This is a genomic window from Pseudomonas sp. K2I15, from assembly GCF_002204795.1.
Lineage (GTDB): Bacteria > Pseudomonadota > Gammaproteobacteria > Pseudomonadales > Pseudomonadaceae > Aquipseudomonas.
In genome coordinates this window covers 1-25,981 of record NZ_NIXO01000057.1, presented here as the reverse complement: position 1 = coordinate 25,981, position 25,981 = coordinate 1, and the positions used below count along the sequence as shown (strand labels likewise).

Genomic DNA, 25,981 nt, shown 5'->3' with positions numbered 1-25,981 from the left:
CATCAGCCCCTACAATGCCTCCATCATCCAAGGGGCCTTTATGGACATCGAACTGGCACGCACCTTCCTCGAAATCACCCGCTGCGGCAGCCTCGCCGCGGCGGCCGAGAAGCTGCACGTCACCCAGACGGCAATCACCGCCCGGGTCAAAAACCTCGAAAGCCAGCTGGGCAGCACCCTGTTCATACGCAACCGCGCCGGTGCCCGCCTGACCCCGGACGGCGAGGCGTTCGTGGTGTACGCCAACCAGTTGGTACAAACCTGGGAAGCCGCCCGCCGCGACCTGCCGTTACCCGACGGCTACCGCAACGTGCTGCACATCGGTGGCGAAGTCAGCCTGTGCAACCCGCTGATGCTCGGCTGGGCCCAGGCCTTGCGTGAACACATCCCAGGCCATGCCTTGCGCACAGAGATTCGCGAAGGCGAGCACCTGTTGCGCCAGCTGGAACTGGGCGTACTGGACGCCGCCCTGGTGTTCCAGCCGCAATACTGGCCGGGGTTGCAGGTGGAACAGGTGCTGGAAGAGAAGTTGATTTTGGTGCAACTGGCGGCCCGCCCCGAGCCCTACGTGTACATCGATTGGGGCCAGGGCTTTCGCCAGCAGCACGACGCCGCCCTGCCGGACAAGGCCCGGGCCGCACTCAGCTTCAATCTCGGGCCGCTGGCATTGCAGTACATCCTGGAAAATGGCGGCGCCGGGTATTTCCGCACGCGGGTGGTGCAGAGCTACCTGGACAGCGGCGTGATGGAACGGGTGCCCAAGGCGCCGGAGTTCAGCTTTCCGACGTACCTGGTGTATTCCCGCGAGCGCGACTCGGCGGTTTTGCAGCAGGCGTTGGGCTTGCTGCGGGCGGTGGTTGAGGCGGAAAAGGATTGGTCGCAGCGTTGGGATCCGGTGATTTGAAGCCGTGCACATGTTAGCCTCAGGTTGTTTTCTCCTGGTTTCCCCCTGCCGATGAACAAAAAAAAGTCCGTCACCATCAGCGACATCGCCAAACGGGTCAACATGACCACCATCACGGTGTCCCGGGCGCTGAGCAAGCCTGACCTGGTCAAGCCCGCTACCCTGGCGCGGATTCTCGAGGTGGCGCGGGAGCTGGACTATGTGCCCAACGCCTTCGCCCGCGGGCTCAAGCGCAGCGAAAGCCTGATCATCGGCGTGATCACCGCCTCGGTCGACAACCCCTTCTACAGCGAGATGATCAAGGCGATTTCCCGCGAGGCGAAAAAGCACGGCTACACCATCATGCTGGTCGACACCGACGAGCTGGAAGAACTGGAAAGCAAAGCGGTCGACACCCTGCTGGGCTACCGCGTGGCGGGGATTATCCTGTCGCCGGTCTCCGACGAGCCCAGCTACCAGCCGGACTATCTGGAGCGCCTGGGCAACGGCAAGACCCCGGTGGTGTTGCTCGACCGCACGATCCACGACAGCCCGTTCAGCCGCGTGGTGCTGGACAACTATCACAGCGGCATCGAGGCGGCGCAGTACCTGGTGCGGCAAACCCCGGACCTGAAACGCCTGCTGGTGCTGACCGGGCCCGAGCATTCGCGCATCACCATGGAACGCCTCAAAGGCCTGAAAGAGGTGCTGGCCGAACACCCTCAGGTGCAGGTCGAGGTGTGCGCCGGCGACTACACGTTGATGCCCTCCTACCTGCACACCCTCGACTACCTGGCCGAGCACTCGGCGCCGGACGCGATCATGGGCTTCAACCAGTTGATCACCCTTGGCGCGTTGCGCGCGCTGCGCATGCACAACATCCCCCACGAAAGCCTGACCATCTGCGGCATCGACCGACTGCCCTTCGCCGATATCTTCGGTGTACCGATTGCCTGTGTGGCCCACGACGCGTCCCTGGCCGGCAGCAGCGCGGTGCGGCTGCTGCTGGACCGCCTCGAAGACCCGCACAAGCCGCGGGACAAGGTGGTGATCGCCGGCAAGCTGGAGAACGGCTAGCGGCTGGTGTAGCCGCCGTCGATCGGCAGGCTGACGCCGCTGATCATGCTGGCGGCATCGCTCAGCAGGAACAGCACCGGCAGCGCCACTTCCGCTGTTTCGGCAAACCGTCCCAAGGGAATCGCCGCCAACGCAGGGTCGCGTTTGGCAGGTTCCGACCAGGCCATTTGCGCCATGGGCGTGAGGGTTACGGTGGGGTTGACGCTGTTGACGCGAATCCCGAAACGGCCCCATTCAGCGCATTGCACGCGGGTGATTGCGTCCAGTGCGGCCTTGGAGGCGCAGTAGCCAAGGTGATCCTCCAGCGCTACGAGTGAGGCCTGGCTTGAGACGTTGACGATGCTGCCGGGGATCTTTGCTTCAATCATTGCGGCGGCAATACGGCTGGCGACCTGAGCGGCGGCGCGGGCGTTGACGTTCATCACCTGGTCGAAGGCTTCGGCGCTGATGGCGGCGGCGGGTTCCAGGCGAGAGATGCCGGCGCAATTGACCAGGCCGTGCATGGGCGGCAGGCCTTTCAGGGCCAGGTCCAGGGCGGCGCTGTTGGCAATGTCCAGGCACAGCGTTTCACAACCGAGTTGGGCCAGGACCTGGGCGCCGCGGCCCAGGGCGAAAACCTGAGCGCCGCTGGCGATCAGTTGGAGGGCAATTTCCCGGCCGATGCCGCTGCTGGCGCCGGTGACAAGGATGCGCTGGTGGGTGAAGTCGAAAGTGGCGTTCATCAAAGGAACCTTAGGTGTGAAGCCCCTATAGGAGCGAGCTTGCTCGCGAAAAACGCAAGGGCACCGCGCACCGTCAGGAAGCACTCGTTATCGTTAACGTTTTTCGCGAGCAAGCTCGCTCCTACAGGCTGTGCATCAGCGACTTCAGAGCCGGGTACAGTTCAAGATAATTGGTGAATGAGTGGTCGTAGGCCCGGGTATTCCCCGCCTCCGGCTCCGCCCGCAGCTCCAGCTGCACCCAGCCCTTCTCCATCTCCCGGTCATCCACCAACCCCACCGCATGGGCCGCCAACAACGCCGCGCCCAACGCCGCTTCCACCTCTTGCACGATGGTGTAGACCGGGTAATGGGTGATGTCCGCGATAATCTGCATCCACAAATCCGAATGGCTCGCCCCGCCCACCACAATCAATCGCGGGTCAAGGGAATGCGCGCCACGCATGCCCGCTTCGATATTGTGCCGCAGGGCAAAACTCACCCCTTCGAGCACCGCGCGGTACAGGTGGATACGGCTGTGATACAGGTTCAGCCCGACAAAGCTGCCGCTCGCCCGGTCATCCCACACCGGGCTGCGTTCGCCCATCAGATACGGCAAGAACAACAGCCCTTCACTGCCCGCCGGGATCTTCGCGGCGCTCTGCTCCAGCAGCCACAAACTGTCCTGGCCCGTCGCCTTCGCCTGCTGCTCTTCAGCCTGGCAGAACTGCTCGCGAAACCAGCTCACCGACGCTCCGGCGGTAATCGCACCGCCGAAGATGTACAGGTCCTGATGGCCGTTATACACATGCGGCATGCTCACCAGACCATGCCGCGCATCCACCTGCTGATTGAGGTAACCCCAGCACATGCTGGTGCCGATCATCGCCACATGGTTGCCCGGCCGGGTCACCCCGGCGGCCAATGTGGCCATGGCCGCATCAACACCCCCGGCGAGTATCGGCGTGCCCGCCTGCAAGCCCAATCGCGGCGCCCATTCTTCAAGCAAACCGCCGACCACTTCACCGGAATACAGCAAGCGTTCCGGCATCATCGCCAAGGGAATCTCCAGCGCCGCCAGCATCTCGGCCGACCAGCCACGTCGGGCCACATCGTAGACCCCACCGATATTGCCGGCGCTGCTGTGATCCACCGCCACCTCACCGGTCAGGCACCCGTTGATGTAGCTGTTGGGCGGCAGCAGGTAGCGGGTGTTGGCCCACACCTGCGGCTGGTGCTGCTTGAGCCAGAGCATCTTGGTGAAGCCGTAGTAGCTGTCTACCGAGTTGCCGGTGACCGCGAACAGCCGCTCCAGGTCCACATGCTCGCGCACCCACTGCACCTGCTCGCCCGCACGCCGGTCCATCCAGATCAGGCACGGGTGCAGCGGCGTCATCTGCGCATCCACGGCAATCCCCGAGCCGCCGTACAGGCTGCTGATGCACAGCGCCTTGACCTGCTCTTTCGCCACGCCCGCCTTGGCCATGCACTGGGCGACGCACGCCTCGACCGCCTCCAGCCAGACCTGCGGCCACTGCTCGGCCCAACGCACTTTCGGAGTATCCACGCGATACCCCTGGCTGTGCTGGGCGATGATCAAGCCGTCAGCATCCACCAACAGCGCCTTGGTGCTTTGCGTGCCGATGTCCACACCCATTACGTAGTTCATACTGCTACTCATGGGATGGCAGCACCGGCTTCAACAGCACCTTGATCGACTTGGTCGAGTTGGCCAACTCAAACGCCTCGGCCCAGTTATCCAGCCCGAAGTCATGGGTCACGATGCCCTTGGACGTCACCAGGCCGCGTTCGAACAGGTCGATGGCCACCGGGTAGCAATACGGCCCCAGGTGCGCGCCGCGTACGTCCAGCTCCTTGCGGTCGCCGATGATCGACCAGTCGGCGCTGGTCTCGGCGCCAAACACACTGAACTCCACAAATCGCCCGAGCTTGCGGATCAAATCCAGGCCTTGGGTGACGCCCGCCGGTACGCCGGTGGTTTCGATGTACACGTCGCAGCCGTAATTGTCGGTCAGGCCATTGATAATCTCGCGGGCGTTGTCCCGGGACGGGTTGATCACCACGTCGGCACCGAATTTTTTCGCAAGCGCAAGGCGCTCGTCGACCATGTCGATCACCACCAGTTTCTTCGGGGTTTTAAGTGCCGCCACCTGCACCATGCACAGGCCCAGGGTACCGGCACCGGCGATTACCAGCACGTCATCCAGCTGGATCTCACCCCGGTTGACGGTGTGAATCGCGCAGGACATCGGCTCGATCAACGCCGAATCTTCCAGCGACACCGACTCCGGAATCTTGTGCACGATGGCCGTCTTGGGGATGCGCATGTACTGGGCCATGCCGCCTTCGGCCACTTCACGCTGGAAGCCGAAGATGTTGTGCACCTCGCACATCCAGTACTTGCCGGACTTGCAGAAACGGCACTTGCCACACGGCACGATCTGCTCGGCGATCACCTTGTCGCCGACCTTCACCTCAAAGTGCTCCTCGGCACCCTCGCCCGCTTCCACCACGTAGCCAAAAAACTCGTGCCCTGGCACCACCGGCGCCTTGACCCACGGGTTGTCGCCGCCCCAGAACATCGCGGCGCCCGAGTGGCATTTGCAGTCACTGGCGCAGATCCCGCAGGCGGCGATGCGAATTACCAGTTCATTGACCCGCGCCTGGGGTTTGCTGATGCGTTCCAGGCGGTAGTCTTTCGGGCCGTGGCAGACGACGGCTTGCATTTCGTTGTGCTTTTCCATGATGTGCGGACCTTTCTTGAGCATGAGAGAACCCATCGCGGCCGCCATGGCCGCGTGGAGATAACCGGTTTACTTGTGGCGCTGACGGCTGATAAAGATCGCCAGCAAAATGATCCCGCCCTTGATCACGCTCTGGACGTAGGGCGAGACCCCGAGCATGTTCAATCCGTTGTTCAACACCCCCAGCAGCATGGCGCCGAGCAAGGTGCCGACAATCACCCCGCGCCCGCCGGCAATCGAGGCTCCGCCCAGGACCACGGCGGCAATCGCGTCGAGTTCAAACGACACCCCGGCATTCGGCTGGCCGCTCATCAACCGCGAGGTCAGCACCAGCCCGGCAATCGCTGCGGTAAAACCACTGATGCCATACACCAGCAACTTGAAGCGCGCCGCCCGCACACCGGACAGGCGCACCGCTTCCTCGTTGCCGCCAATCGCGTAGATATAGCGGCCGATGCGGGTGTGTTGCAGCAGCACATAGGCCGCCAGGTACGTCACCAGCATGATCAGGATCGGCACCGAAATGCCGAACAGGCTTTCGCGGCCAAAGAACCCAAACCACTCCGGCAGGCCGGAAATCGGGTAGCCATCGGTGTACATCAGGCCGAACCCACGGGCGATGCCCATGGTCGCCAGGGTGACGATGATCGGCGGCATGTGCAGGTAGGCGACGAACAACCCGTTGCCGATGCCGAACGCCACGCCGATCAGCATACCGGCACCAATCGCCAGGCCTGGCGGCAAGCCCGCGACCATCAAGCCGGCGGTCAAGGTGCCGGACAAGGCCATCACCGGCCCTACCGACAAATCGATGCCGCCGGTGAGAATCACGCAGGTCATGCCCACCGCGATAATCGCGTTGATCGACACCTGGCGCGCGATGTTCGACAGGTTGTTGGCGGTGAGGAAATTGTCGCTGGCGAAGATCATCACCAACGTCACCACCAGCAACCCCACAAAGGGATAAAACGCCGGAGAGCGAATCAGCCGCGCCAGGTTCAGGCGCAACCGGCTCGGCCCCACGGCATTAATGGACGTATTCACTTGAGCCCCCTGTTGCATGGCGCATGACCTCTTGAGGATTGACGGCAGACGCTTCCAGTACCTTGACGATGGCGCCCTTGTGGAACACGGCAACGCGGTCGCACATGCCGATGACTTCTGGCAGTTCCGAGGAAATCATGATGATTGCGTAGCCTTGCTCAGTGAGGCTGCGCATCAGCGCGTAGATCTGCGCCTTGGCCCCGACGTCGATGCCACGGGTGGGTTCGTCGAACACCAGCACGTCGCAGTGATGGTTGATCCAGCGGGCAATCACGACCTTCTGCTGGTTGCCGCCGCTGAGATTGAACACCCGGCTCTCGCCGCTGGGCGCCTTGATCGACAGCTGGCGCATCAGCGCTTCGACGCTGGCGCATTCCTTGTCCTTGTCGATCAGGCCACTGGCGTTCTGGTATTTGGGCAGGTTATTGAGGGAGATGTTTTCGCGAATGCTGAAATCGGTGATCAGCCCTTCGCTCTTGCGGCTTTCCGGCAGCAGGCCGATGCCATGGGCCAAGGCTTGGGCCGGGTCGTCGAGGGTGACTTTTTCGCCGCGCAGCCACACATCTTTGCTCACCGAGGGCAGCGCGCCCATCATGCCCAGCGCCAGCTCGGTGCGGCCGGAGCCCACCAGGCCGGCAAAGCCGAGAATCTCGCCCTTGTGCAATTCAAAATGGTTATGGGGGCCGTTGCGCACCAACTGGATGTCCTTGACCTCCAGCAACAGCGCACCGCGTTCGGTGGTGGGCTTGGGCGGAAAGCTGCATTCGAGGCGCCGCCCGACCATCATTTCCACCAGGCGGTCGATATCGCTGTCGGCCACATCGGTAACGCCCACATTGCCGCCGTCACGCAGCACACTGATGCGGTCGCACACCTGGAAAATCTCCTCCAGGTGGTGCGAGATAAAAATCACCGCCACGCCCTGGCGCTTGAGCTCACGCATGATCTCGAACAGCAGCTCGGCTTCGCTGGGCGTCAGGGTGGCGGTGGGTTCGTCGAGCACCAGCAGCCGCGCGTCCAGGGCCAGGGCCTTGGCGATCTCGACGAACTGCTGCTCGGCCACGCTCAGGTGCTTGACCGCGCATTGCAGGTCGATACTTACCCCAAGGCGCTTGAACAACGCCTCGCTCGCCTCGACCATTTCGCGCTTGCGCAACAGGCCAAAGCGATTGCTCAGCTCATGGCCGAGGAAGATATTTTCCACCGCCGTGAGGTAGGGAATCAGGCTGAATTCCTGGAACACAATGCCGATACCGGCGGCAATCGCATCGCGGTACGTCGCGAACTGCCGGGCCTGGCCGTCGATCAGAATCTGCCCTTCGTCCTGGTGCTCGACCCCGCCAAGGATCTTCATCAGGGTCGATTTGCCTGCGCCATTTTCCCCGAGCAACGCATGAATCTCGCCGCGCTGCACTTCCAGGTTGATCGCCTTGAGGGCTTGCACCCCCGGGTAGCGCTTACAGATATTTTCCAGCTTCAGAAGACTGCTCATGCCGCCGACCTCGCATTCAGATGGATGACCTGTGCCCCACGCCTGGCGTGGGGCCTGGGCGGTTTACCAGCTGAAGTCCTTGGCCTTGGCCTGGTCGATCAGGGTGATGTCCACCGGGATCGTGGCGGGCACTTGCGAGCCCCATTTCTTGGCCAGGGCGATACCCAGGGCCAGGCGAATCTGGTCACGCGGGTATTGCGCGGAGGTGGCGATGAATTTGCTGCCGGGTTTCTGGATGGCCTTGATCGCTTCCGGTGCGCCGTCGACGCTCACGAGCTTGACGTCCAGGCCACTGGCTTCGATGGCCGACAGTGCGCCGAGGGAGCCGTTGTCGTTGACGCTGAAAATACCCTTGAGGGTGGGCTGGGCCTGCAGCATGTTTTCGGTGACGGTGAGCGCCTGGTCACGTTCCTGCTTGCCGTTCTGGATGCTCACGATCTTGATGTCCGGGTGCTTGGCCACGGCCTCTTTGCAACCGCGCACGCGTTCCAGGATCGGTACCACGGCGATGCCGTCGAGGATGGCGATATTGCCTTTATTGCCGATGTTTTTGGCCAGGTATTCGCAGGCCTGGAAGCCGGCGTCGAAGTTTTTCGAGCCGACGAAGGAGTCGAGGGGGCCTTCGGCCTGGGCATCGACGGCGACCACGACGACGCCGGCGGCGTGGGCGGATTTGACGGCGGACTGTACGCCGACGGAGTCGGTGGGGTTGATCAGCAGGATGTCGATGCCCTTTTGCAGCATGTCTTCGACGTCGCTGACCTGTTTGGACACGTCGTGGCGGGCGTCGGTGATGATCAACTGCGCACCGATGGTCGCCCCGGCTTCCTGCAGGGCGTCTTTCATGGTGACGAAGTAAGGGTTGTTGATTTCCTGGAAGGACGCGCCGATGCGGATGGGGGCGGGTTTGGTGTCGGCGCAGGCCAGGCCGGCGGTGCCGAGATTGATGCTAAAAGCCAACAAACACAGGGTTTTCGGAAGCATTTTCATGGTTGAGATCTCTGTTTTGTTTTTATTTTTAGAGCAAATGTTATCGATAACATTTTGTAAGAAGCTAGCAAAGAATTTGAGGGGTCGCAAGGGGTGTTTGATCGGTGGTTGGTGTACATATCCATTGTTGTGGTTATGGCCGCTTATGGTTCCGCTCTTACAGCGGCTCACTTTTGAAAAGCGCAAAAGTAAGCAAAACGCTCTTGCCCCACCACTCGGCACCTCGCCTGGGCTCGGTGTGCCCTCAGCTCCGGTAGTACTACGCGGGCCGCCGCGACGGGGCGTCCCTGCCCCGTCGCGGCTAAACCGGCGTCCTGCCGGTTTACCCGCTCCGTACTACCTGCGTTCGGCCAGCGTGGTTTAACGGGGCGCCTAAGATCAAGATCAACAGCAGATCAAGAACACAGCGGCCTACCGGCCGGCTTGAGTGTGGTGAAGCAAAATCAAAAGCTAAAGCGGGCACGGTTCAAATGTGGGAGCGGGCTTGCTCGCGAAGGTCGTTAACGATAACGCGTGCTTTCTGGATGAGCGCGGCGCCCTCAGGTTTTTCGCGAGCAAGCCCGCTCCCACAGAAAAGCAGCTCTGCTTTTGCTCTGGCTTCTCACACTCAGGTCGGCTTTCAGGCCGCCGTGCTTTTGCTTTTGATCTTGATCTGACTGCCCCATTCAGCCCGAGGCCGAACGCAGGTATTGCGGAGCGGGTAAACCGGCAGGACGCCGGTTTAGCCGCGCCGGGCCATGGATGGCCCGTCGCGGCGGCCCGCTTCGCGGTACCGGAGAGAGGGAACGCCGAGCCTAAGCGAGGCGCCGACAGGCGGGGCAGAGCGTTTTGGTTACTTTGCCGCTTTTGCAAAGTGACTCGCTGTAAGAGCGAAACCATAGGCCGCCGTTACCTAAATAACGGATATGTACCCCATCAAGCCCTACTCCTGAGCCACTGCATGAAACCTTTCTTCACGGGAACAGCAGGCGCCTCCTGCGTCAAACTCTGAGCCGTATGCATCCGAAAATCCAACAAACTCTTCATCGCCTCGCTAATGTCATGCCGAGCATCCAGACAAGGCTTCAGATACTCCTTCTCAATCCGATACAACGTACAAAACGTCTTCGCCGAAAAGTCCGCAGGCACCGCCTCCTCCGAAAGAATCCCGGCCTCACCGATCACCTCCCCCGGCCCCATCCGCCCGGCTTCAAACTTGTGCCCGGCCTTGGTCAACATCACCGAAATCACCCCGGACTCAATGATGAACAGGTGATCACTCACCTCCCCGGCCGGCAAAATCATCTCCCCGGCGCGAAAGGTCTGCAGCGTCATATTCTGGCTAAACGTCTCCTTCTCCTCCTGTCTCAAGGTCGAGAAAATAGAAGAACTCTCCAACAACGCCCGAGCCCGCGAAACCGCCACCGGCGCATTACCCTCAACGGCCGACAACAAACTCACCCCCGCCGCCTGCAAATGCCGAAACGCCAAATCATAAAGCTGATTACGCACCTCACGCTTAAGCGTCATCGCCGGCACAAACCCACTGATCTCATACTCCACGCCACCACTGGCCGAAGTTTTGAACGCCACATTCGGCGCGGGCTTGGCCAACAACGGCCGGCACCCCTGCATCGCCCGCTCCAGCGCATCCAGCACAGTTTGCGGCCGCGCATGAGGACTGACTTGCAGGCTGACCGCCAAGCCAAACATATCCGCCGGACGCGAGAAGTTGATGATCTTGGCCTTGGCCGCCAACGAGTTGGGCACCACCGCCAGGCTGCCCTGGGAGGTTTGCAGTTGGGTGGCGCGCCAGTCGATATCGATCACCCGGCCTTCGGTGCCGTCGATAGAGATCCAGTCATCCAGTTGGTAAGGCTTGGTGGTGTTAAGGACGATGCCGGAAAACACATCACTCAAGGTGCTTTGCAACGCCAGGCCGACGATGATCGCCACCGCGCCGGAGGTGGCCAGCACGCCCTTGACCGGCAGGTCGAGCACGTAGGCCATGGCCGCGATGATCGCGATCAGGAAGATCACCGCACCCACCAGGTCCTGCAACAACCGCCCTGTATGGCCGACCCGCTGCATCATCACCGCACCGAGCAATACCGTGAGGGTACGCGCTGCAAACAACCACCAGCCGATCTGGAACGCCGTGGCCGCCAGGTGCAGCGCCACATTGTCGCCAAACGGCGCGACCTGCATCGGGTTCATGCCTTCGTTGAACAACACGGCGCTGAACACCGCGAAGATCACCAGGCGGGCCGCCAGCTTCCAATTGGCAAAATCGGCAGAGATCAGGCGCCACACGGCGATGTCGATCAACACCAGCGCCAGCGCACAGAACATTGGGTGATCGGAGATAAATGAAGGCATCCAGGCGACTCCAGGGTGAATGCCATGAAGATCGCATGAAATGCCTTCGGAGGGTATAGCGCCCTAGCGCTGCATCTGCCCGAATTGACCGGACTGATAGTCGGCAAACGCCTGGTGGATTTCCTGCTCGGTGTTCATCACGAACGGGCCGTGGCCGACGATCGGTTCGTCGATCGGTTCACCGCTGAGCAGCAACACCATGGCGTCGTCACTGGACTCGAGGCGCAGTTGCGTGCCATCGCGTTCAAACAGTGCCAATTGCCCTTCCCGCGCCAGGTCGGTTGCGTTGATCCGCACCGTGCCGCGCAATACCACCAAGGCGGTATTGCGCCCGGCGTGCAGCTCCAGCGTCACCGAACGACCCGCGTTGAGGCGCATGTCCCACACGTCGATCGGCGTGAAGGTGCGTGCCGGGCCCTTGACCCCGTCGAACTCACCGGCGATCAGGCGCAGGCTGCCGGCGTTGTCGGCCAGGGGCAGCGTGGGGATATCGCCATCGAGAATGGTCTGGTAACCGGCGTCGGTCATTTTGTCCTTGGCCGGCAGGTTGACCCACAACTGGACCATTTCCAGGGCGCCGCCGCTGCGGGCGAAGGCCTCGGAGTGGAACTCCTCGTGAACGATGCCCCTGGCCGCCGTCATCCATTGCACATCGCCCGGGCCAATGGTGCCGCCGGCGCCGGTAGAATCGCGGTGTTCGACTTCGCCCTTGTACACGATGGACACGGTTTCGAAACCGCGATGGGGGTGCTGGCCCACACCGCGACGTTGCTCGGTCGGGGTGAAAGCAGCAGGGCCTGCGTGATCCAGCAACAGGAACGGGCTGATTTGCTTGCCCATGGTGTCGTAGGAAAACAGCGTGCGAACCGGAAAGCCGTCGCCAACCCAATGGGCGCGCGGGCTGGTGTAGATGCCGATGGTCTTTTTCATAAGTGTCTCCAGTAGTGGATACACCTTAAATCCGTTATCAATCTGGCGCTAGACGGCAAAACCGGCCTTGATCGTTCCATTAGTGGAACGATCGTCTGGGGGCTGGATTAATTTATATTTCGACCATAATATATCATTAAATATTACGAACATAATTTTATCCCGCGTATGCACCCGCCTCACGGAGCCCGACATGAACCCTCTTCCCCTGCGTCTTCTCACGCCCCTGGCCCTGTTAGCGGTCCTGAGCGGCTGCAACAACAAGGCCGACCCCGTCGCCGAAGCGCCCCTGCCCCGCCCTGTACTCGCTGCCAAAGTCGAAGCAGCCGGCAGCCAGCAAGGCGCCTACACCGGTGTGGTGGCCGCACGCACTGAAAGTGACCTGGGGTTTCGCGTCAGCGGCAAGGTGATCGAGCGCAAGGTTGATCCCGGCCAGCATGTCAGCCGTGGCGACATCTTGCTGGTGCTGGATATCGGTGACTTCGAACTGGCGCTGCGCTCGGCGAAAAACCGCGTCAATGCGACCCAGGCACAACTGCGTCAACGCCGGGATGACGAGGCCCGCTACCAGCGCCTGGCCAATACGGGCGCGGTGTCGCGGCAGATTTTCGACCAGTCCGCCACCAACCTGCGGGTGGCCGAAGCGGAAATGGCCTCGGCACAATCGGACGCCAGCCAGATCGAAAACCGCCGCACTTACTCGGTGCTCAAGGCCGATAGCGACGGCATCATCACCGACGTGCCGGTGGACCGAGGCCAAGTGGTGGCCGAGGGGCAAGTGGTCGCGCGCCTGGCCCATGACGGCGCCCGGGAAGCCATCGTCAACCTGCCGGAAAACCTGCGCGACCAGGCCTCGCAAAAAGCCTTGGCGTTCCCCTTCGGTGCCCCCGAACAGGCCGTGACTGCCACCTTGCGCGAGCTGTCCGCCAGCGCCGACCCTACCACCCGCACCTACCGTGCACGCTATGTATTGCATGGCCCCGCCGACCACTTCGCCCTTGGCTCGACCATCACCGTACGCCTCCAAGGAGACGGCCAGGCCCAACAGACCCGCGTGCCCATCGGCGCACTGCAGGACGCCGGCAAAGGCACCGGTGTGTGGGTGATCGGCAGCGACGACAAAGTCAGCTTCGCCCCGGTAAACGTCGCCAGCCTCGGTCAGGAAGATGCGCTGCTGAACAGCGGCGTGAGCCCAGGCCAAGTGATCGTCGCCCTTGGCGCGCACCTGCTGCACAGCGGTGACGCAGTACGCCTGTTGCCAGCTCAGGTATTGGCCCTCAACCGTCAGCAGGAACACTGATAATGCGCGGTATCAACCTCTCCGAACTGGCGGTAAAACACCGTGCGGTCACGCTGTTCCTGATCATCGCGATCCTCGCCGCCGGGGTCTTCGCCTTCGGCAAACTGGGGCGCGCCGAAGACCCTTCGTTCACCGTCAAGGTCATGACCATCACCGCCGCCTGGCCCGGCGCAACCGCGCAAGAGATGCAGGAACAAGTGGCCGACCGCCTGGAAAAACGCCTGCAGGAACTGGACTACTACGACCGCGTCGAAACCATCGCCCAGCCGGGTTTTGTGTCGATGCGCATGACGTACCTGGAGTCCACGCGCCCCAGCGAGATCCAGGACCTGTTCTACCAGACCCGCAAAAAACTCAGCGACGAAGCCGCCAAACTGCCCAAGGGCGTGATCGGGCCGTTTTTCAACGATGAGTATTCCGACGTGTACTTCTCCCTGTACGCGCTGGAGGCCGAACACCTGCCCCACCGGCAACTGGTGCAAATGGCCGAGGACATGCGCCAGGGCCTGCTCAACCTGCCGGGAGTGAAGAAGGTGAATATCCTCGGCGAACAGGCGCAGCGGATCTTCGTCGAGTTTTCCTATGAACGCCTGGCCACCCTGGGCATCAAGCCCGAGCAGATCTTCGCCGCCCTCGCCGCCCAGAACGCCGTGGCGCCTTCGGGCTTTGTCGAGACCGCAGGCGCTCGGGCGTACATCCGTATCGACGGCGCCTTCGACAGCCTGGCGCTGATCGAAAACGTACCGCTGGAAGCCAACGGCAAACTGCTGCGCATCGCCGATGTCGCCACCGTCAGCCGGGGCTATGAAGACCCGCCCAGCTACCGCATCCGCCATCAGGGCGACCCGTCGCTGATGCTCGGGGTAATCATGGAGAAGCACTGGAACGGCCTGGAGCTGGACAAGGCCCTCAAGGCCCAGGAGGCGAACATCCAGGCCGACCTGCCGCTGGGAGTCAACTTCGCCAAGGTCTCCGACCAGGCGAAAAACATCAGCCTGGCGGTCAACGAATTCATGCTGAAGTTCTTCGTCGCACTCGCAGTCGTCATGGTAATCAGCCTGTTGGCCCTGGGTTTCCGGGTCGGGCTGGTGGTGGCCGCAGCGGTGCCGCTGACCTTGTCGATCGTGTTTGTGATCATGCTGATGACCGGCCGCGAGTTCGACCGGGTGACCTTGGGCGCGTTGATTATTTCCCTGGGCCTGCTGGTGGACGACGCGATCATTGCGATCGAGATGATGGTGGTCAAACTTGAGGAAGGCTTTGACCGGATTCACGCGGCCACCTTCGCCTGGAGCTCCACCGCCGCGCCGATGCTCACCGGCACGCTGGTCACGATTATCGGCTTTCTGCCGGTGGGCTTTGCCCGCTCGGGCGCCGGGGAATACGCCGGGAATATCTTCTGGATTGTCGGCTTTGCGCTGATTGCGTCGTGGCTGGTGGCGGTGGTGTTCACCCCGTACCTGGGGGTCAAGCTGCTGCCGCACATCCAGCCGGTTGCCGGCGGCCACGATGCGATTTATGCCGGCCGTTACTACCAGAAACTGCGCCGCCTGGTGGACGCCTGCGTGCGCAGACGCTGGCGGGTGACCGGGCTGGTGGTGGCGGCCTTTGTGCTGTGCGGCTTGGGCATGGGCGTGGTGAAGAAGCAGTTCTTCCCCAACTCCGACCGTTCCGAGCTGATTCTTGAGGTGTACATGCCGCCGGGCAGCGCCTTCAAAAGCACCGAGGCGGTGGCGGCGCAGGTGGAAAAGGCGCTGATGGAGGAGCCGCAAACCGTGATGGTCGACACTTACGTCGGCGGTGGCGCGCCACGGTTTTTCCTGTCGCTGAACCCGGAGTTGCCAGACCCGGCCTTCGCCAAGCTGATCGTGCAGACCGCCGACGCCCACGCCCGGGACGCGTTGAAGAAACGCATGGATGAACGCATCGCGGCGGGCGAGTTTCCGTCGGCACGGGTGCGGGTCACACAGTTGGTGTTCGGCCCGCCCGTCCCGTTCCCGGTGGTGTTTCGCGTGTCCGGTCCCGACCTGAATGTGCTGCGCAGCCTGTCTGAAGAGGTGCGCCAAGTGGTCGCCGCCAACACACTCACCCGGGACAGCTTCCTCGACTGGGGCGAGCGCGCCAGCAGTTACCGACTGGTGCTCGACCAGGATCGCCTGCGCCTGCTGGGCTTTACCCCCGACAGTGTGAAATCCCAGCTCAATACGTTGCTCAGCGGCAACCCGATCACCGAAGTGCGTGAAGGCAATCGCACCGTTTCAGTGGTCGCCCGCTCCCAGGGCAGCCAGCGCGAAGACCTCGGCAACCTGAACAATATGACCCTGACCAACAGCGCCGGCGTATCGGTACCACTGGCTCAGGTCGGGCATTTCCAAGCGGTGATGGAAGAGCCGATCCTCAAGCGTCGCAACCGCGCGCTGACAGTCGAAGTGCGCGCCGACATCATCGACGGCACCCAGCCGCCGGACGTGGAAATGGCGGTGTACAAGGACCTGCAACCCTTGATCGCCAAGCTGCCTGCCGGGTATCAGATCGTGATCGGCGGCCCGGTGGAAGAAAGCGCCAAGGCCAACGTTGCGCTGGCCGCGTTGTTCCCGATCATGATCCTGCTGACGTTGACGGTGATCATGTTCCAGGTGCGTTCGTTCGGGGTGATGTTCATGGTGTTCGCCACCGCGCCGCTGGGGCTGATCGGGGCGGTGCCGACGTTGCTGCTGTTCAACCAGCCGTTCGGGTTTAACGCGATATTGGGGCTAATCGGGATTGGCGGAATTTTGATGCGCAATACGCTGATTTTTACCGACCAGATTCGGCAGAACCAGGACCAGGGTATGGTGATTCGTGAAGCGATTATCGAGGCCACGGTGCGTCGGGCACGGCCGGTGATCCTGACCGCACTGGCGGCGGCGTTGGCGTTTATTCCGCTGACGTTGTCGGTGTTCTGGTCGTCGCTGGCGTATGTGCTGATTGGCGGGGTGTTGGTGGGGACGGTGTTGACGTTGCTGTTCTTGCCGGCGTTGTGCAGTTTGGTGTTGGGGCGGGAGAAGACGCGGGAAGTGGTGACAGCAAGCTGATCCAACAAACACCACAAACCCCATGTGGGAGCGGGCTTGCTCGCGAAGGCGCTGTGTCAGACAAGTCGATGTCGACTGATAGACCGCTTTCGCGAGCAAGCCCGCTCCCACAGTTGGAGGTGTGGCGTTCTTAAGTCAGCGTTTGGACAGCTCCATAATCATCCGGCTCAACAGATAAATCCGCGGCGCCACGCTCTCTACCTCGGCATATTCCTCCGGCGTGTGAATATTGCCCCCGACAATCCCGAAACCGTCCAGGGTCGGCGTACCCACGCCAGCCGACAAGCTGGCATCCGCCGCCCCGCCGCTGCCTTCAATGGTCAGCGTACGCCCCAGCTCGCCGTAAATCCCCTGGGCAATCGCCACCAGTTTGTCCGACTCCGGCGTCTGCGGCATCGGTGGCAGGCCACGGCGCAGGCTGGTGGTCACTTCAGTCTCGGGGATCAGCTTGTTGGCCGAGACCCGCGCCAGGTCTTTCTCGATCCGGTCAAACTCTTCCGGCAGCGCCGCCCGCACGTCAGCCTTGGCGGTGGCCTGGTCCGGGATCACGTTGACCCGGTCGCCTGAGTTGATCACGGTGAAGTTGATGGTGGTCTTCTTCTCCGCGTCCCCCAGCTTGCCCAGTTGCAAGATCTGGTGCGCCGCTTCCATTGCAGCATTACGCCCCAGTTCCGGCGCGACGCCGGCATGGGCGGCCTTGCCCTTGACCTCGACCACAGCGGTGGCGCTGCCTTTGCGCCACACCACCAGGCCATCAGCCGGGCGGCCCGGTTCCAGGTTGAGGGTCACGTCGTGGCCCTTGGCGGTGTTGCGGATCAGTTCGGAAGCGCCGTCGGTGCCGGTTTCTTCGCTGGCATCCAGCAGGAAGGTGATTTGCGCGTAGTCCTTGAAGCCCTGGTTTTTCAGGACTTTCAACGCGTAGATACCGGCGACGATGCCGCCCTTGTCGTCCATCACGCCCGGGCCATAGGCGCGACCGTCCTTGATATGGAACGGCCGGGCGGCCGCCGAGCCTTCCTTGAACACGGTGTCCATGTGGGCCATCAGCAGGATTTTGGCCTTGCCGGTGCCTTTGAGGGTGGCGATGACGTGGCTGTTATGCGCAGCGGCATCCGGTACCAGTTCAATGCTGAAACCCAGTTGCTTCAGTTCATCGACGGCGATGTCACGCACTTGGGTCAGGCCCGGCTCGTAGCCGGAGCCCGAATCGATATTCACCAGGCGCTCCAGCAGTTTCAAGGCATCGGCCTTGTACTGCTCGGAATCGGTCTGGATCTGCTTGTGGGGTTCGGCGCTGAAGGCCGGCATGGCGAAAGACAGGGCCAGGGTGGCTGCCAGTAATGTGCGTGGGAAGTTGAAGAGCATGAACCGATCCTTGTTTTTGTTGAAAGGTAGCGCTCCACCCTACCTGACAATAAACAATTTGTTGATCCTCAGATCGACCTCAACCAACTTCCCTGCACTGAACTCACCCGGTTGCGCCCGCTGCTCTTGGCCTCGTACAAGGCCTGGTCGGCATCGTTCAACCAACTGGTGGCGTCACCGTGTGCCGGCCGGTACGGCGCCAGGCCGATACTCAAGCTGGCGCGCAAGGTCGGGTCTTGTGCGTAGGCCAGGGAGTTGAAGCGGTCACGCAGGGCATCCATCACTTCGGTGGCGCGGTTCAGGGGCATGCCCGGCAGGATCACGCAGAATTCGTCGCCGCCATAACGCCCGGCGAGGTCCGTGGCCCGCAGGTTCTGGCGCAGCACTTTGCTCAACTGGCGCAGCACAATATCGCCGGTGACGTGGCCGTAGGTGTCGTTGATGGTCTTGAAGTGGTCGATGTCGATCAGCGCGATGGCAGCGCCCTGCTGGTCGCGGCGGCAGCGCTGGAACTCGATTTCAAGATGGTCTTTCCAGGCGCCGTGGTTGAGCAGGCCCGACAAGCTGTCGGTGCGGCTCAGGGCCAGCAACTCGCGTTTGTGCCGGGCCAGGGTGATCGCTTGCCGGTAGCAGATCCAGCCCAGGGCCAGGGGATAGAGCATCAGGATCGGCAGGCAGGCGTAGAGCTGCACTTCGCTGGTGAGGGCCGTCACCGCCGGGGTGAACACCAGCATCGAGGCGCCGATCCCCAGCGCCTGGGCCACCCAGCCGGCGAGCATGAAGCGTGGGCCGCCGATGGCGACGTTGTTCATGGTCATCATCGACAAGGTGGTCACGCTGGGCAGCGGGTTGAACTGCATGGCGCCCACCCAGAACCCGCCGCAGAACGAGTCGAACAGCAGGTTGCGGTGTTCCGAACGCAGGGAATTTTTTGAGTGCCGCGACCATTGGTAAGCCACATGCGGCCAGATGAAGGCGTTGGCAACCATCACCACCCAGACCCAAACGGGCTTACCCAGCGGATAGATGGCGGCGGCCACACAGATAAACCCGAGGGTTAATCCCAGGGTGCGCGACTTGTACAAGCGTGTGGCGAGCGAAAGTCCCTTTCCTCCTGCGGCTGGCATGGTCTGGCTTGATCCTGGATGAATGCCCGAAGTCTATCAGGGCAACGGCAGATCGCCACTACCGCTCATAAGCTGGCCTTCAGTTGGAAAAGCCCCGGGCCAACATCAACGCCACGCCCAGTAGCAGCACCGCCGTGGCCCTTTGCAGCAGCACCCGGCGCTTGGGGTTTTCGAGTACGTGCTTGATGCGCTGGCCGAAATAGCAATACAGGCAGCCGCTGGCGAATTGCAACAGCAGGAAGGTCAGGCCGAGGATCGCTATATCGGCGGCGGCACTGCCCTGGCCGATGGCGGCGAACTGCGGGAATACGGCGCTGAACAGGATGATCGCCTTGGGATTCGACAGCCCGGTCAGCAGGCCCTTGCCGAACAGGCTGCGGGCATTTTCCGGAGTTGGGTCGGAGGTCTTGATAGTCACCCCGCTGCTGGTCCATTGCTTGTAGGCCAGGTAAAGGATGTAGGCGACGCCCACCACTTGGATGATCCGGGTGATCAGCGGGTAATCCTTGATCAGTTCGGAAAAACCCACGGCAAAGATCAGGATCGAGACCAGGTAGGAAACACTCGCGCCGAACTGTGCCGGCAGGGACCGGCGCAGGCCGTCTTTGAGGCCGAGGCTGAGCAGCAACAAGGTCATGGGGCCGGGGCTGAACGCCAGGGTGGTGCACAACAGCAGGAAATACAGGAACGAAGACAGCGTCAGCGCGGTGGCCATGGCGTGGGATTTCACAGCAGGAAGTAAGGCTTGCAGTCTAGGGCGCACGTCGCGCCAGAGGCAGGTAAACTCCACGGATATATGCGCAGACTTTACCGGTAAAGTTGGCGGCAAACTTAAGGACACTACGATGCCCATTCCCGCGATTCACTTTCATGACCGAGCGCCGAAGGTGCAGCAGATCGTCGATGCCTTGGCCCATGCGATTGAGCAAGGCGAGTTGGCGGCTGGAAGCAAACTGCCGTCGGTGCGTGAGCTGGGGGCACAACTGGGCGTCGGAAAATTCACTGTGAATGAAGCGCTGGATCGCCTGCGCGGGCGTCACCTGCTGACCTCCAGCCAGGGCCGCGGGCACTTTGTCGCCAGCAGCCTGGCACAGCCGTCGTCCAGCGCGTGGGTCGACTTGCTACCTCAGGACTTGCTCAGCGTACTGCGCCGTCCGCTGGCCATGGCCCAAGGCGACCTGCGCCCTGGCGGCGGCCACCTGCCGGAAGACTGGCTGGACTGCGACGTGTTGCGCCAGGCCATGCGCAGCGCAGTGCGCGCTCCCACGTTGCGCATCGCTGGGCTGGGCACCCCGGCGGGCCTGCTGCCGTTGCGTCAGGCGTTGCAACAGAAACTGCACGGTGAAGGGTTGTCGGTGCCGGTGGAGCAGATCATCACCACGCCCAACACGGTGCAAGGGCTGGACATGCTCATGCGCCTGCTGGCGCGGCCTGGGGACACGGTGTTGCTGGATGCGCCGTGTTATTTCAACTTCCACGCCAATTTGGCGTTGCATGGGGTCAAGGTGGTGACGATTGCGCGGCGGCCTGATGGGTTTGATTTTGTGGCGCTTGAGCAATTGCTCGCGGAGCATCGTCCCAGCCTGTATCTGACCACCAGTGTGTTGCATAACCCGACCGGGCATTCGTTTAGTCCGAGCCAAGCGTTTCGGCTTTTGCAGTTGGCCCGGGAGTATCGCTGCCATATCGTCGAGGATGATCTTTACGGGGATTTGCACCCTAATCCGCCGCCGCGTTTGGCGACGTTGGCGGGATTGGAGCAGGTGACGTATCTGTCGGGGTTTTCGAAGGTGCTGACGGCGAATGCGCGGGTCAGTTATGTGGTGGCGGCGCCGCAGTTGACGGCGAATTTGACCAATATGAAGTTGATGAGCGGCGGGATTACGTCGGAGCTGTTTGAGCAGATTGTTTATCGGCTGCTGAGTGAGGGCGGGTATGCCAGGCATCGCAAGCGCATGGTTCAGCGGTTGCTTGAGGCTGGGGGGCGGGTTGAGCAGTGGCTTCGGCGTTGCGGGTGTGAGTTGCCGATGGGGTTTGAGGGGGGGATGTTTATTTGGGCGCGGTTGCCGGCCGGGGTTAATGGTGAGCGGTTGGCTGAAGCGGGGTTGAAACGCGCGATGGTATTGGCGCCGGGGGCGTTGTTTGGGTATGAGCCGGGGTTGCGGGATTTTATGCGGTTTAATGTGGCGCATTGTGACGAGGTACGGGTTCAGGCGGAGTTTGAGGGGTTGCTGCTGTCGCAGTTGTAGGCTGGGTTTTGGGGGTATATCCGTTATTTTGGTTATGGCTGATATGGGTTCCGCTCTTACAGCGGCTCACTTTTGAAAAGCGCAAAAGTAAGCAAAACGCTCTTGCCCCACCACTCGGCACCTCGCTTAGGCTCGGTGTGCCCTCAGCTCCGGTATTACTGCGCGGGCCGCCGCGACGGGGCGTCCCTGCCCCGTCGCGGCTAAACCGGCGTCCTGCCGGTTTACCCGCTCCGTACTACCTGCGTTCGGCCAGCGTGGTTTAACGGGGCGCCTAAGATCAAGATCAAAAGCAAGAGCACAGCGGCCTACCGGCCGGCTTGAGTGGTGTAGATCAAAAGCAAAAGCAAAAGCGAACGCGGTCCAAATGTGGGAGCGGGCTTGCTCGCGAAGGTCGTTAACGATGACGATGGTTTTCTGATTCAACGCGGCGCCCTCAGGTTCTTCGCGAGCAAGCCCGCTCCCACAGAAAAGCAGCTCTGCTTTCGCTCTAGACCTTGCCCTTGCCTTTGCTTCTAACACTCAGGTCGGCTTTCAGGCCGCCGTGCCCTTGATCTGTTTTTGATCTTGATCTGCGGGCCCCGTCAACCACGATGGCCGCAAGTAGGCACGGTGGAGCGGGTAAATCGGCAAGACGCCGGTTTAGCCGCGCTGGGCCAGGGATGGCCCATCGCGGCGGCCCGCGGAATCGGGCCGGAGTGCGGGCATGCCGAGCCTAGGCGAGGCACCGAGTGGTGGGGCAAAGACCTTTTGGTTACTTTTGGGGCGTTTGCCAAAAGTGACCCGCTGTAAGAGCGGAACCCTAAGCCGCCATTACCGCAGCAACGGATATGTACTCAACACAAACCAACAACCTGGTCGGCCCACAGGCCGCCACGTCAAGCAAAACCCCCAATCCCAACTAAGCTCACCCCCCAACAAAAACAACACCGAGCGCCCCCAATGACCCACACCACCGAGGCCTTCCGCGCCACCTACCGCGCAAGCATCAAACCCCACTACAACCCGTGGCTCCACGCAGGTTTCGTGCTCGGCTATGGCCTGCTCTGCATCACCCTGTTCTGGTCCACCCCCCAACACATACAACCCCTGGAATGGCTGACCATCCCCCTCACCCTGATCTTTTTCAACCTGTGCATCTACCTCGTCCACCGCCACCTGGGCCACCACAAACATACCTTCGCCCGCCTGTTCTACGCCCGCCACACCGGCGACCACCACAGCTTCTTCACCCCCGGCCACATGACCTACGACAGCCCGCGAGACTGGCGCGTCATCCTCTTCCCCGCCTGGCTCATCCTGCTTCACAGCCTGGCCATCACCCTCCCCGCCTGGTGGCTGCTCAACCACCTCAACCCCAACGTCGCCGGCCTGTTCGCCGGCTGCATGATCCTCGGCTACCTGCTCTACGAAATCTTCCACGCCTGCGAACACCTGCACCCCAACCACCCCGTGGCCCGCCTGCCGTGGATCCGCCAGATGCACCACCTGCACGCCCTGCATCACCGTCGCGAACTGATGCAAGGGCGCAATTTCAATATCGTCCTGCCGCTGATGGACTACCTGTTCGGCACCCTGCATTGGGAGCCAAAACACACCGACAACCAGGAGTCGTCATGAGTACCCGTCCTAGGAAAGTTCGTCATTTAGTCCTGCTGATCCTGATCACCATCGTCGCCTTCCTGCTGCTGATGCCCACCAGGGTGCAACCGGTCAACTGGTCGCCGCCCAAGGCGCCGTCCATGAAGGACGGGCCCTACGCGGAAAACCAACGCCTCAAGGAGGTAAAAAGAACCGGCGCCCAGGGCATCACCGGGCCCGAAGCCTTGCTGCTGGATGGCAAAGGTTTTCTCATCACCGGCCTGCATGACGGGCGCATCATCCGCACCGCGCCCGAAAGCCACATCCTCGAAGAACTCACCAACACCCACGGTCGCCCCCTCGGCCTGGCCCTGCACCCGGACGGGCGCTTGATCATTGCTGACGGCATCAAGGGCCTGCTCGCCCTCGATGCCCAACACAACCTCACCACCCTGGCCACCAGCGCCGCCGGCCTGCCGTTTGGCTTTGCCGATGACGTGACCGTCGACGCCGCCGGGCGTTATGCCTACTTCAGCGATGCGTCGAGCCGCTGGGGTTATGGGGAAGACGGCGAGGCGGTGATCGAACACGGCGGCGATGGCCGGCTGCTGCGTTATGACTTCAGCAACGGCCACACCGAGGTGCTGCTGGATCAATTGCAATTCGCCAATGGCGTAGCCCTGGGGCCGAACGAAGACTATGTGTTGGTCAACGAAACCGGCGCCTATCGCATCAGCCGCTACTGGCTCAAGGGTGACAAGGCCGGGGTCCACGACCTGTTTATCGACAACCTGCCGGGCCTGCCGGACAACCTCAGCTTCAACGGCGAGGACCGGTTCTGGGTCGCCTTGTACTCACCGCGTAACCCGTTGCTTGACGGTTTTGCCGGCTACCCGTTGATGCGCAAGATCATGGTGCGGGCACTGATGGTGGTGCCCAAACCCATCGAGCGTAAGGCCTTTGTGCTGGGGCTGGATGTGAACGGCAAGGTGATCGCCAACCTGCAGGATGGCAGCAGCGGTAATTACTCGCCCATCACCACCGCTCGCGAATACGGTGACTGGCTGTACCTGGGCTCGCTGACAAATACGGGCATGGCACGCTTGCCGCTCAAGCTGGCATTGGCGCAATAACGCAAAAAGGGGCAGCCCTTGCGGACTGCCCCTTGCCTTACTTGAACAACCTCATCAGTGAATAATGGTCTGGGTACAAATGTGGCCCAGGCTGACGTACTGCACATTGCTGCCGCCTACGCCAACACCGGGAAACTCATCCAGCTCGATGCGCCAGCCGCCTTCGTTGAAGGTGGTGTCCCACTTGTAAGACACGCCGGTGCTGCTGTCGTTGAAGATGGCGCGGTAGTCACCGTTGCAAGTACCGAGCGTGGCTGTCGCGGAGGACGTGCCGGCGCTGTTGGTCGTGGCCTTGTAATCAACCCAGTGATAGTTGATGTCATAGAAACGCTTGTCGACCCGCAGCACCGGTGTGATGCCCGGCAATGGCACGCCGGTGGTATCCGACCACTGGGTGCTCCAGTTCAACAGGCGAGCGGTTTGAGTGGCGGTCGAAGACATCGAGAACGGAATCCTGACGATGTTGTCACCGGTCACACTGTTGCTGTTCAGACGCGGAAACGAACCCAGCGTCAGCTTGTACTGCGCGGTAGGGTCCTGCGCCACGGCGGTGTTGGCGCGCACCCGCACCTTGGCGGTGAAACCCGCTGCGCCAGACAGGCTCACGCTTGTACCGGCTGGAACGGCGACCCAATTGCTGCCATCAAAACGATCGAGGATCCACTGGTTACGCGTACCTTCGCGACCCTCCTTCAAGGAGAGGGCGACGTTCTGGCCGCGCGTCGACTTGAAGTCGAAGTAGTCGACATCGTTGGCGTTGTCGAGGTTGCCGATAACCTGGTTCAACGCATCCGGCAGCACAAAGGCGGTCTGCGGGGTGTCGTTGGGTTCATAGGCATCCACGTTGGTGTCTGCCGCCACACCAAAACTGAACTGCGCGTTGTCGGCGGTGTTGGCCACCATGTACCAGTAGTAATCACCAGCGGGCAGGATGCCATCGATGTATTCGTCGGCATTGCCCGGGTTATCGGAGGTCGCCAGCAGCACCGGATCGCCACCTTGGCCGTCATCCCGGAACAGGCTCAACGACAGGTCGGCACCGGCACTCTGGCCGATCAACTGCACCAGCACGCGAGCGCTGTGAGGCAAGTTGAAGTGGTAAGGAAACTCCTGGCCGGCCTGCACTTCGGTGATGGTATAGAGGGTGTTGATGTCCAGGGTCGGGAACAGCGGAACGAAATCGGCGGCGGCCGCTTTCAGCTTGGCCTGGCTGGGCTTCTTCGGTTCGCTGACCACGGTTTCAGTGATGCCGGCCTTGCTGGCCGGCTTGAGCACCGGGGGTGTACCGGCGTTCATGGCGTCCTTGAATTGCTTCGCGAGTTCTTCGGAAAGCGGCTCGGCGTGAAGCGTGCCGCCCGGCTTGAGGTCGAAGCCCGATGCAGGCTTGAGCGCCTGTGCGCTGACGGTGGAAGGGTATTGCTCGGCCAGGGCGAAGGCCGAAACGAAGCTGGCAGCCATCATGGCCGCGCCCAATACAAAGGCTTTTTTAGATTTCATTTTTTATCCATCCATAGTTAAAAAATTGAAGCTCAGGTGACCGGTGACATCCGGTCACCTGGGATGGACTGTAGGACAAAGCTGTATGTATGTACAGTATTTTCTTACAAGAACTACCATTTAATCCAGACGTACCAGAGCCCCGCACCTACAAATCCAACCATTCCAAAACGATACGGCCACAGCGCCCAACGCTTGAGCGACAGGGGAACAGACGCCAGCTCTGCCGCCGTCACATCCCCTCTTCTGATGTGCAGCTTGGGCAGTGAAAGAAAGTCGACAATCAGACTCAAACGCATGTATCTGTCGATCAGTTGGTTTCTGCCCCAAAACCGTTTGTTATCACCTTTCCCTTTAGTAGCAATACCCAAAACTAACTTACACAAACCACGCGCCACCTTTGCGCCCAATACCCCGCCAC

19 protein-coding genes and 1 pseudogene are annotated in these 25,981 nt (G+C 61.7%); 7 read left to right on the top strand and 13 right to left on the bottom strand.

Annotation, left to right across the window (positions count from 1 at the left end; genetic code table 11):
• Window positions 1-40: 40 nt before the first annotated feature.
• Entirely contained in the window at window positions 41-904 is an 864-nt protein-coding gene (locus CEC48_RS25555) for a LysR family transcriptional regulator (RefSeq protein WP_088426268.1), read from the top strand.
• 51 nt (window positions 905-955) lie between these two features.
• A complete protein-coding gene (locus tag CEC48_RS25550) occupies window positions 956-1,960 on the top strand; it encodes a LacI family DNA-binding transcriptional regulator (protein WP_088426267.1) in 1,005 nt (334 codons plus the stop codon).
• Here CEC48_RS25550 and CEC48_RS25545 read toward each other — a convergent pair.
• From CEC48_RS25545 to CEC48_RS25500, 8 genes are all read right to left on the bottom strand, one after another.
• Window positions 1,957-2,682 (bottom strand): SDR family oxidoreductase, encoded by a 726-nt coding sequence (locus CEC48_RS25545; RefSeq protein ID WP_088426266.1) that lies wholly within the window; start codon window positions 2,680-2,682, stop codon window positions 1,957-1,959. The genes CEC48_RS25550 and CEC48_RS25545 overlap by 4 nt on opposite strands.
• Window positions 2,683-2,803: 121 nt before the next feature.
• Window positions 2,804-4,327 (bottom strand): FGGY-family carbohydrate kinase, encoded by a 1,524-nt coding sequence (locus tag CEC48_RS25535; RefSeq protein WP_088426264.1) that lies wholly within the window; start codon window positions 4,325-4,327, stop codon window positions 2,804-2,806.
• A 4-nt stretch (window positions 4,328-4,331) separates the two neighbouring features.
• The gene (locus CEC48_RS25530; protein ID WP_088426275.1) at window positions 4,332-5,423 is read right to left on the bottom strand and encodes an alcohol dehydrogenase catalytic domain-containing protein; all 1,092 of its coding nucleotides are present in this window, start codon (window positions 5,421-5,423) and stop codon (window positions 4,332-4,334) included.
• 69 nt (window positions 5,424-5,492) lie between these two features.
• Window positions 5,493-6,485: an ABC transporter permease gene (locus CEC48_RS25525; protein ID WP_010175128.1), complete on the bottom strand. Its 993-nt coding sequence runs from the start codon at window positions 6,483-6,485 to the stop codon at window positions 5,493-5,495.
• Window positions 6,451-7,959, bottom strand: coding sequence for a sugar ABC transporter ATP-binding protein (locus CEC48_RS25520; RefSeq protein WP_088426263.1), 1,509 nt, complete (start codon window positions 7,957-7,959; stop codon window positions 6,451-6,453). The genes CEC48_RS25525 and CEC48_RS25520 overlap by 35 nt, the downstream gene beginning before the upstream one ends.
• Before the next feature lie 63 nt (window positions 7,960-8,022).
• A complete protein-coding gene (locus CEC48_RS25515; protein ID WP_088426262.1) occupies window positions 8,023-8,949 on the bottom strand; it encodes a substrate-binding domain-containing protein in 927 nt (308 codons plus the stop codon).
• 915 nt (window positions 8,950-9,864) lie between these two features.
• Window positions 9,865-11,307, bottom strand: a complete 1,443-nt coding sequence (locus CEC48_RS25505; RefSeq protein WP_088426260.1) for a mechanosensitive ion channel domain-containing protein — start codon at window positions 11,305-11,307, stop codon at window positions 9,865-9,867.
• A 63-nt stretch (window positions 11,308-11,370) separates the two neighbouring features.
• Window positions 11,371-12,237, bottom strand: coding sequence for a pirin family protein (locus CEC48_RS25500; protein ID WP_088426259.1), 867 nt, complete (start codon window positions 12,235-12,237; stop codon window positions 11,371-11,373).
• 193 nt (window positions 12,238-12,430) lie between these two features.
• Here CEC48_RS25500 and CEC48_RS25495 point away from each other — a divergent pair, with 193 nt between their 5' ends.
• Both CEC48_RS25495 and CEC48_RS25490 read left to right on the top strand, forming a co-directional pair.
• Entirely contained in the window at window positions 12,431-13,537 is a 1,107-nt protein-coding gene (locus tag CEC48_RS25495; RefSeq protein WP_088426258.1) for an efflux RND transporter periplasmic adaptor subunit, read from the top strand.
• Window positions 13,538-13,539: 2 nt separating this feature from the next.
• On the top strand, window positions 13,540-16,611 hold the full coding sequence (locus CEC48_RS25490) for an efflux RND transporter permease subunit (RefSeq protein WP_088426257.1): 3,072 nt from the start codon (window positions 13,540-13,542) through the stop codon (window positions 16,609-16,611).
• Between the two features lie 135 nt (window positions 16,612-16,746).
• On the opposite strand, the gene CEC48_RS25485 is transcribed toward CEC48_RS25490, so the two are convergent.
• From CEC48_RS25485 to CEC48_RS25475, 3 genes are all read right to left on the bottom strand, one after another.
• On the bottom strand, window positions 16,747-17,976 hold the full coding sequence (locus tag CEC48_RS25485) for a M20/M25/M40 family metallo-hydrolase (protein ID WP_088426256.1): 1,230 nt from the start codon (window positions 17,974-17,976) through the stop codon (window positions 16,747-16,749).
• 68 nt (window positions 17,977-18,044) lie between these two features.
• Entirely contained in the window at window positions 18,045-19,103 is a 1,059-nt protein-coding gene (locus CEC48_RS25480) for a diguanylate cyclase (protein ID WP_088426255.1), read from the bottom strand.
• A gap of 79 nt (window positions 19,104-19,182) precedes the next feature.
• Window positions 19,183-19,818, bottom strand: a complete 636-nt coding sequence (locus CEC48_RS25475; protein ID WP_088426254.1) for a LysE family translocator — start codon at window positions 19,816-19,818, stop codon at window positions 19,183-19,185.
• A gap of 130 nt (window positions 19,819-19,948) precedes the next feature.
• Here CEC48_RS25475 and CEC48_RS25470 point away from each other — a divergent pair, with 130 nt between their 5' ends.
• The 3 genes from CEC48_RS25470 (at window position 19,949) to CEC48_RS25450 (ending at window position 24,063) form a co-directional block, all read left to right on the top strand.
• A complete protein-coding gene (locus CEC48_RS25470; protein ID WP_088426253.1) occupies window positions 19,949-21,352 on the top strand; it encodes a PLP-dependent aminotransferase family protein in 1,404 nt (467 codons plus the stop codon).
• 939 nt (window positions 21,353-22,291) lie between these two features.
• Window positions 22,292-22,969 carry a sterol desaturase family protein gene (locus CEC48_RS25455; protein WP_088426251.1) on the top strand — a complete coding sequence of 226 codons (678 nt, stop codon included), beginning with the start codon at window positions 22,292-22,294 and terminating at the stop codon, window positions 22,967-22,969.
• The gene (locus CEC48_RS25450; protein WP_088426250.1) at window positions 22,966-24,063 is read left to right on the top strand and encodes an SMP-30/gluconolactonase/LRE family protein; all 1,098 of its coding nucleotides are present in this window, start codon (window positions 22,966-22,968) and stop codon (window positions 24,061-24,063) included. Before CEC48_RS25455 ends, CEC48_RS25450 begins: the two co-directional genes overlap by 4 nt.
• Window positions 24,064-24,117: 54 nt before the next feature.
• Here the strand turns inward: CEC48_RS25450 and CEC48_RS25445 are convergent, their stop codons facing one another.
• Together CEC48_RS25445 and CEC48_RS25440 are read right to left on the bottom strand one after the other, a co-directional pair.
• Window positions 24,118-25,560: a hypothetical protein gene (locus CEC48_RS25445; RefSeq protein WP_088426249.1), complete on the bottom strand. Its 1,443-nt coding sequence runs from the start codon at window positions 25,558-25,560 to the stop codon at window positions 24,118-24,120.
• Window positions 25,561-25,673: 113 nt separating this feature from the next.
• Window positions 25,674-25,981: pseudogene (locus tag CEC48_RS25440) on the bottom strand (hypothetical protein); the annotation flags it as partial.

Bases quoted from the DNA above. Each gene is read 5' to 3' on its own strand.
- CEC48_RS25555 (WP_088426268.1), top strand. From the start codon at position 41: ATGGACATCGAACTGGCACGCACCTTCCTCGAAATCACCCGCTGCGGC.
- CEC48_RS25550 (WP_088426267.1), top strand. From the start codon at position 956: ATGAACAAAAAAAAGTCCGTCACCATCAGCGACATCGCCAAACGGGTC.
- CEC48_RS25545 (WP_088426266.1), bottom strand. From the start codon at position 2,682: ATGAACGCCACTTTCGACTTCACCCACCAGCGCATCCTTGTCACCGGC.
- CEC48_RS25535 (WP_088426264.1), bottom strand. From the start codon at position 4,327: ATGAACTACGTAATGGGTGTGGACATCGGCACGCAAAGCACCAAGGCG.
- CEC48_RS25530 (WP_088426275.1), bottom strand. From the start codon at position 5,423: ATGGAAAAGCACAACGAAATGCAAGCCGTCGTCTGCCACGGCCCGAAA.
- CEC48_RS25525 (WP_010175128.1), bottom strand. From the start codon at position 6,485: ATGCAACAGGGGGCTCAAGTGAATACGTCCATTAATGCCGTGGGGCCG.
- CEC48_RS25520 (WP_088426263.1), bottom strand. From the start codon at position 7,959: ATGAGCAGTCTTCTGAAGCTGGAAAATATCTGTAAGCGCTACCCGGGG.
- CEC48_RS25515 (WP_088426262.1), bottom strand. From the start codon at position 8,949: ATGAAAATGCTTCCGAAAACCCTGTGTTTGTTGGCTTTTAGCATCAAT.
- CEC48_RS25505 (WP_088426260.1), bottom strand. From the start codon at position 11,307: ATGCCTTCATTTATCTCCGATCACCCAATGTTCTGTGCGCTGGCGCTG.
- CEC48_RS25500 (WP_088426259.1), bottom strand. From the start codon at position 12,237: ATGAAAAAGACCATCGGCATCTACACCAGCCCGCGCGCCCATTGGGTT.
- CEC48_RS25495 (WP_088426258.1), top strand. From the start codon at position 12,431: ATGAACCCTCTTCCCCTGCGTCTTCTCACGCCCCTGGCCCTGTTAGCG.
- CEC48_RS25490 (WP_088426257.1), top strand. From the start codon at position 13,540: ATGCGCGGTATCAACCTCTCCGAACTGGCGGTAAAACACCGTGCGGTC.
- CEC48_RS25485 (WP_088426256.1), bottom strand. From the start codon at position 17,976: ATGCTCTTCAACTTCCCACGCACATTACTGGCAGCCACCCTGGCCCTG.
- CEC48_RS25480 (WP_088426255.1), bottom strand. From the start codon at position 19,103: ATGCCAGCCGCAGGAGGAAAGGGACTTTCGCTCGCCACACGCTTGTAC.
- CEC48_RS25475 (WP_088426254.1), bottom strand. From the start codon at position 19,818: ATGGCCACCGCGCTGACGCTGTCTTCGTTCCTGTATTTCCTGCTGTTG.
- CEC48_RS25470 (WP_088426253.1), top strand. From the start codon at position 19,949: ATGCCCATTCCCGCGATTCACTTTCATGACCGAGCGCCGAAGGTGCAG.
- CEC48_RS25455 (WP_088426251.1), top strand. From the start codon at position 22,292: ATGACCCACACCACCGAGGCCTTCCGCGCCACCTACCGCGCAAGCATC.
- CEC48_RS25450 (WP_088426250.1), top strand. From the start codon at position 22,966: ATGAGTACCCGTCCTAGGAAAGTTCGTCATTTAGTCCTGCTGATCCTG.
- CEC48_RS25445 (WP_088426249.1), bottom strand. From the start codon at position 25,560: ATGAAATCTAAAAAAGCCTTTGTATTGGGCGCGGCCATGATGGCTGCC.